The 4,547-nt window shown below is 60.5% G+C and carries 6 protein-coding genes; 1 reads left to right on the top strand and 5 read right to left on the bottom strand.

Annotated elements, in window-relative coordinates; all coding sequences use genetic code 11:
• Window positions 1-173 precede the first annotated feature (173 nt).
• The gene (locus NW857_RS12295) at window positions 174-680 is read right to left on the bottom strand and encodes a hypothetical protein (RefSeq protein WP_414336002.1); all 507 of its coding nucleotides are present in this window, start codon (window positions 678-680) and stop codon (window positions 174-176) included.
• A 63-nt stretch (window positions 681-743) separates the two neighbouring features.
• A complete protein-coding gene (locus tag NW857_RS12300) occupies window positions 744-1,565 on the bottom strand; it encodes an ion transporter (protein WP_414336003.1) in 822 nt (273 codons plus the stop codon).
• A 140-nt stretch (window positions 1,566-1,705) separates the two neighbouring features.
• On the opposite strand from NW857_RS12300, the gene NW857_RS12305 reads away from it, so the two are divergent.
• On the top strand, window positions 1,706-2,299 hold the full coding sequence (locus NW857_RS12305) for a Maf family protein (protein WP_414336004.1): 594 nt from the start codon (window positions 1,706-1,708) through the stop codon (window positions 2,297-2,299).
• Here NW857_RS12305 and gatB read toward each other — a convergent pair.
• Genes gatB through NW857_RS12320 form a run of 3 tightly spaced genes read right to left on the bottom strand, consistent with a single transcriptional unit; the run spans window position 2,296 to window position 4,298 of the window.
• Window positions 2,296-3,768, bottom strand: a complete 1,473-nt coding sequence (gene gatB, locus NW857_RS12310) for an Asp-tRNA(Asn)/Glu-tRNA(Gln) amidotransferase subunit GatB (RefSeq protein ID WP_414337059.1) — start codon at window positions 3,766-3,768, stop codon at window positions 2,296-2,298. The two genes, NW857_RS12305 and gatB, sit on opposite strands and share 4 nt — an antisense overlap.
• 57 nt (window positions 3,769-3,825) lie before the next feature.
• Window positions 3,826-4,110, bottom strand: a complete 285-nt coding sequence (locus NW857_RS12315) for an acylphosphatase (RefSeq protein WP_414336007.1) — start codon at window positions 4,108-4,110, stop codon at window positions 3,826-3,828.
• On the bottom strand, window positions 4,107-4,298 hold the full coding sequence (locus tag NW857_RS12320; RefSeq protein WP_414369111.1) for a hypothetical protein: 192 nt from the start codon (window positions 4,296-4,298) through the stop codon (window positions 4,107-4,109). The genes NW857_RS12315 and NW857_RS12320 overlap by 4 nt, the downstream gene beginning before the upstream one ends.
• Between the last annotated feature and the right edge of the window lie 249 nt (window positions 4,299-4,547).

Raw genomic sequence — 4,547 nt, forward strand, 5'->3', positions numbered from 1 at the left:
CCGGTGGGTTTGCTCTCCCATCTGCTCACAGTGACCGTGGTGCAAGGGATCCGAAAGGGCCGGCCTGGGGTTGTTGGCTCGGATCAAAGCGCAGAAGTGCCGCAAGAATCCTCTTAACTCTTGCCCAATGCCTCTGAGCACCTGGATCCTATCGGCAGCCTTCCCCAATTGGACTAACGGCGGGTGCGGGATCGAGTCAGCCTTCGGATGGCTTTCGCCGCGCGATAGGTGGCCCAGATCAGGTGAACGAACAGGGCCAGCACCACCATCGCCACTGCCGCCGCCCCAACGTTGCCCAGCCAGCCCCACTCCTCTAGCCCCGTCAGGGCCACCAAGGCCCAAGAGGCAGGGTGCAGCATTCCCCCCAAAAGAAGAATCTGGGAAAACAGGTGCCCGGCTGTGAAGCGGGATCCCAGCGTCACCAGGGCCAGCCCGCCGCCGATGTTGATCAGCCCCATATTGCCCAAAAAGGCGTAGCAGATGTGCCAGGCGTACTTTTGTTTGGGCACCTCTTGCCAGGAAAGGGGCTCGGCAGGGATCCCTGGCAAATCTTGCGGAGCGGGCAGCAGCGGCTGAACCTGGCCGAGGATCCAGCCGAGAGCGATGGCGGCGACCAGCATCGCCACTCCCGCCTTCACATTTAACTTGCCGGGGATGGTTAGCTCAGGGTGGGCCCACATCGCCGATCCTCCGCCCAATCTGTCCTAGCCTATCCTGTCTTTGCCCCCCATTGGCCAACGGCCTCAATCCGTGGGATAGAGCGGCGTGCCACAGCGCTTACAAAACTGGGCATCCTCATCGTGCTGGGAGAGGCCACAGCCTGGGCAGGCCCACTGCACCGAGGTGCTGCTTTTCACCAGTTGCTTGATCAGCTCTCCCACCTGCCAAGGGATCAGGGCAACACCGGTCAAGATCATCAGCACCGTCAACAGCCGGCCCAGCTCAGAGGTGGGGGTGAGATCCCCAAACCCCACCGTGGTCATGGTGACAACAGAAAAGTAGAAAGCATCCAAAAAGGTGGCAAAAGCGCCGGGATTGACCGGATGTTCCACCTGGTAGATGAGGCCAGAGTAGACAAAGACAATCGCAAAGAGAGTAAAAAGGATGCGCAACAAGATGCGGGTGTCAGCGGAGATTACCTGACCAAATAGGGTCTTGCCCTCCACCAGGCGCAGCAGCCGCAAGATGCGGAACCAGCGCAAGAGGCGGATAAAGCGAATATCCGTCAGCCCGGCAAAAAAAGGCAAAATCGCCAGCAAGTCAATCAGCGAATAGAGACTAAAGAGGTAGCGCAGCTTTTGCGGAGCCGCTGCCCAGCGCAGCAGATACTCCACCACAAACAGGCCGAGGATGAGGCGATCCAACCGCTCCAGCCCAAGGCGCACCTGGGGAGAAATGGGGTAGGTCTGTACCACAAAAAAGGCAGACGAACAAAGAACCAACCCCGCCACCAGCCAGTTCACCCAGCGGCTTTCAGGAGTGTCTTGATCCCCCCAATACCGCTGGAGGAGGCCAGCAGGGACAAGCTCGGCTTGAGGGGGGGCCTGGGAGGGTAGGGTGGTCACAAACGGGATCCAGCTGGGAGAGATCGAGAGAGTTTCCTTTCAGCGCCTATTGGGCGTACCTTGACTAGGGTAATGGAAACTGGTAAGTGGAGCGAACTTCGCTCCTGCAAACGTCTAGGCTTGAGTTGAGTATTGAATCGATGTTGCCTCCCATTGTCCTGGCTTCGCAATCTCCTGCCCGCCGCCAATTGTTAGAAGCTGCCCGGATCCCTTTTCGCGTTCAACCCAGCTATTTTGACGAAAGCCAAATCCAAAGCTCGGATCCGGTGGAGCTGGTGCAGAAGCTGGCCTCGGCCAAAGCCGAAGTGGTGGCGGCCCAACAACGGCAGCCCGTCCTGGTTATCGGGGCCGACTCGGTGCTCTACCTAGGTGGCGAGATCCTGGGCAAGCCGGCCAATGCTCTGGAAGCGGAACGGCGCCTGCGGCAAATGCGGGGCGAAGTGGGAGAGCTCTACACGGGCCATGCCTTGATTGATACGAGGCAGAGCCGCCGCCTCGTCCACTATGCGGTCACACGGGTGTTTTTTGCCAAGCCCAGCGACGAGGAGATCCGCGCCTACGTGGCCACCGGCGAGCCGCTCAATTGTGCTGGCTGCTTTGCCATCGACGGTCGGGGCAGCCTGTTCGTGGAGCGGATCGAGGGGTGTCCTGGCAACGTCATTGGGCTGAGTTTGCCCCTGCTGCGGCGCATGATCCAGGAGCTGGGCTATTCCCTCACCGAGGCCTGGAGTTAGCCGTCCAGGTGCTGCCGGAGCAGCTCGTTGGCCAACTTGGGATCCGCCCGCCCCTCGGTTTTTTTCATCAATTGCCCGACAAAGTAGCCGAAGAGCTTGGTTTTGCCCCCCCGATACTGCTCAAGTTGCTCGGGGTTTTCCGCCAGCACCTCGGCGATCATCTGCTCCAAGAGGCTGCCATCGGAGATTTGGGTCAGGCCCTTGGCCTCCACCAGGGCGCGGGCCGAACCGCCTTTTTCCAGCAGCTCCGGCAGGATCTCCTTGGCAATTTTGCTGGAAATGACGCCCTGCTCGATGAGGCCGATTAGCTCGGCCAGGGTTTCCGGCTTCAGGGCGATGTCCGGGTAGTCCAGCTTGTGGGTGTTGAGGTAGCTGGCGATGTCGCTCATCATCCAGTTGGCGGCTGCCTTCGGGTCGGCGCCAGCGGCAACCACGGCCTCAAAGTACTCGGCGGTGTTGCGTTCGTCGCTGAGGTAGCGGGAGTCGTACACCGAAAGTCCGTACACCTCTTGGTAGCGCCGCCGCTTCACGCCGGGCAATTCCGGCAGCTCCGCCTGCCAGCGGGCTTTTTGCGCTTCGGTGACGCGGATGGGCGGCAGATCCGGCTCAGGAAAATAGCGGTAGTCGCTGGATCCCTCTTTCTTGCGCATGCTGATGGTGCGCTGGCTGTTTTCTTCCCAGAGGCGGGTTTCCTGCACGATGGGCTTGCCTGCTTCCACGGCTTTGACTTGGCGGTTGAACTCGTACTCGATGGCCCGCTGGATGGCGTTGAAGGAGTTCATGTTTTTGATTTCCACCTTCGTGCCGAAGGTCTGGCTCCCCAGCGGGCGCACCGAGATGTTGACGTCGCAGCGCAGGGATCCCTCCTGCAGGTTGCCGTCGCACAGCCCGGCGTAGCGCAGGATGCGGCGCAGCTCCTGCACATACTCGGCTGCTTCTTCCCCGGTGCGGATATCCGGCTCGCTGACGATCTCGATGAGGGGAACTCCCGCCCGGTTGAAATCCACCAGGGAATAGCTGGATCCTGAGAGCCGATCGCTGCCAGCGTGCACCAATTTGCCCGCGTCTTCTTCCATGTGCAGACGGGTGATGCCGATGCGCTTGCTGCGGCCATCGCTGAGCTGGATCTCGACCCAGCCCTGGGTGGCAATGGGCAGGTCGTACTGGGAAATTTGGTAGTTTTTGGGCAGGTCGGGGTAGAAGTACTGCTTGCGGTCGAACTTGCTGTAGGGGGCGATGGTGCAATTGAGGGCCAAGCCGGCCTTGACCGCGTATTCCAGCACCTTCTCGTTGAGTACCGGCAGCGTGCCGGGCAGGCCCATGCAGATGGGATCAATTTGGGTGTTGGGGGGAGCGCCAAAGGCCGTCGCGCTGCTGGAGAAGATCTTGGAGCGGGTGCTGAGCTGGCAGTGCACCTCCAACCCAATCACAGCTTCGTATTCCACTTTGGCAGGGGCAGCAACCGTCATAGCTTCGGAAAGAGAATGCTGTTTCCCCATTCTAGTGGGATGTCGCCGGTTTCCCTCTCAAACGGTGGGACGGATCTCGAAGGTGGAGAGGCCCTTGGGCAGCTCGCAACGCTGTTCAACGGCCTCCACCTGCGAGCCGGGGCTGCCTTGCTGGCACCAGCGCAGCATTGCCTCCACCGCCGCCGGGGATCCCTCAAAAACGGCCTCCACGCGCCCATCCCGCAAGTTGCGCACCCAGCCGCCAACACCGGCGTTGCGGGCCATCGCTTCGGTGTAGGCGCGAAACCCCACCCCCTGCACTCGCCCGCGTACCCAAACGTGAACGCGAACCCTGTCGCTCATGTTGATGCCGATCCCTCTGAGGTACTGCCAGGTTCTGGGGCCGAGGTCGGCTCGGCTGGCTGGGCGGCAGCCTTCTCCGCCTTCTGCTCCAGGCGCTGCCAAAGAAAGTTAATGAGGGCAACCAACGTCAGGATCCCCAAGGAGATCCCGCCGGCGTACCCAATGGCTTGCCACAGCACAGAGGACATGAGCTTAACCTCACGAATGCCGGTGCGGAGGAACCCAACCTTTCTGCACCTTAGCAGAGGTCTTGGCCGACCAGGCGACCTATGGGCACGTTTGACAAACCCTCTGGAAAACCGTTCCGGCACAGAGATTTGACGGCAGGGGCAAAAGACTGGGTTGGCCTGAAATACGTGTGCCTCCAGAAAGAAATTCTTAAAAAGCCTTCGCCAGCCGCAAAACCGCATTTAAGATTCGTGACTAGGGTTGGATGC

The organism is Synechococcus sp. H55.9, assembly GCF_047462355.1.
Lineage (GTDB): Bacteria > Cyanobacteriota > Cyanobacteriia > Thermostichales > Thermostichaceae > Thermostichus.

What these genes read in the sequence shown, in the direction of transcription:
- NW857_RS12295 (WP_414336002.1), bottom strand. Translation starts at nt 680, where the DNA reads ATGTGGGCCCACCCTGAGCTAACCATCCCCGGCAAGTTAAATGTGAAG.
- NW857_RS12305 (WP_414336004.1), top strand. Translation starts at nt 1,706, where the DNA reads ATGTTGCCTCCCATTGTCCTGGCTTCGCAATCTCCTGCCCGCCGCCAA.
- gatB (WP_414337059.1), bottom strand. Translation starts at nt 3,768, where the DNA reads ATGACGGTTGCTGCCCCTGCCAAAGTGGAATACGAAGCTGTGATTGGG.
- NW857_RS12315 (WP_414336007.1), bottom strand. Translation starts at nt 4,110, where the DNA reads ATGAGCGACAGGGTTCGCGTTCACGTTTGGGTACGCGGGCGAGTGCAG.
- NW857_RS12320 (WP_414369111.1), bottom strand. Translation starts at nt 4,298, where the DNA reads ATGTCCTCTGTGCTGTGGCAAGCCATTGGGTACGCCGGCGGGATCTCC.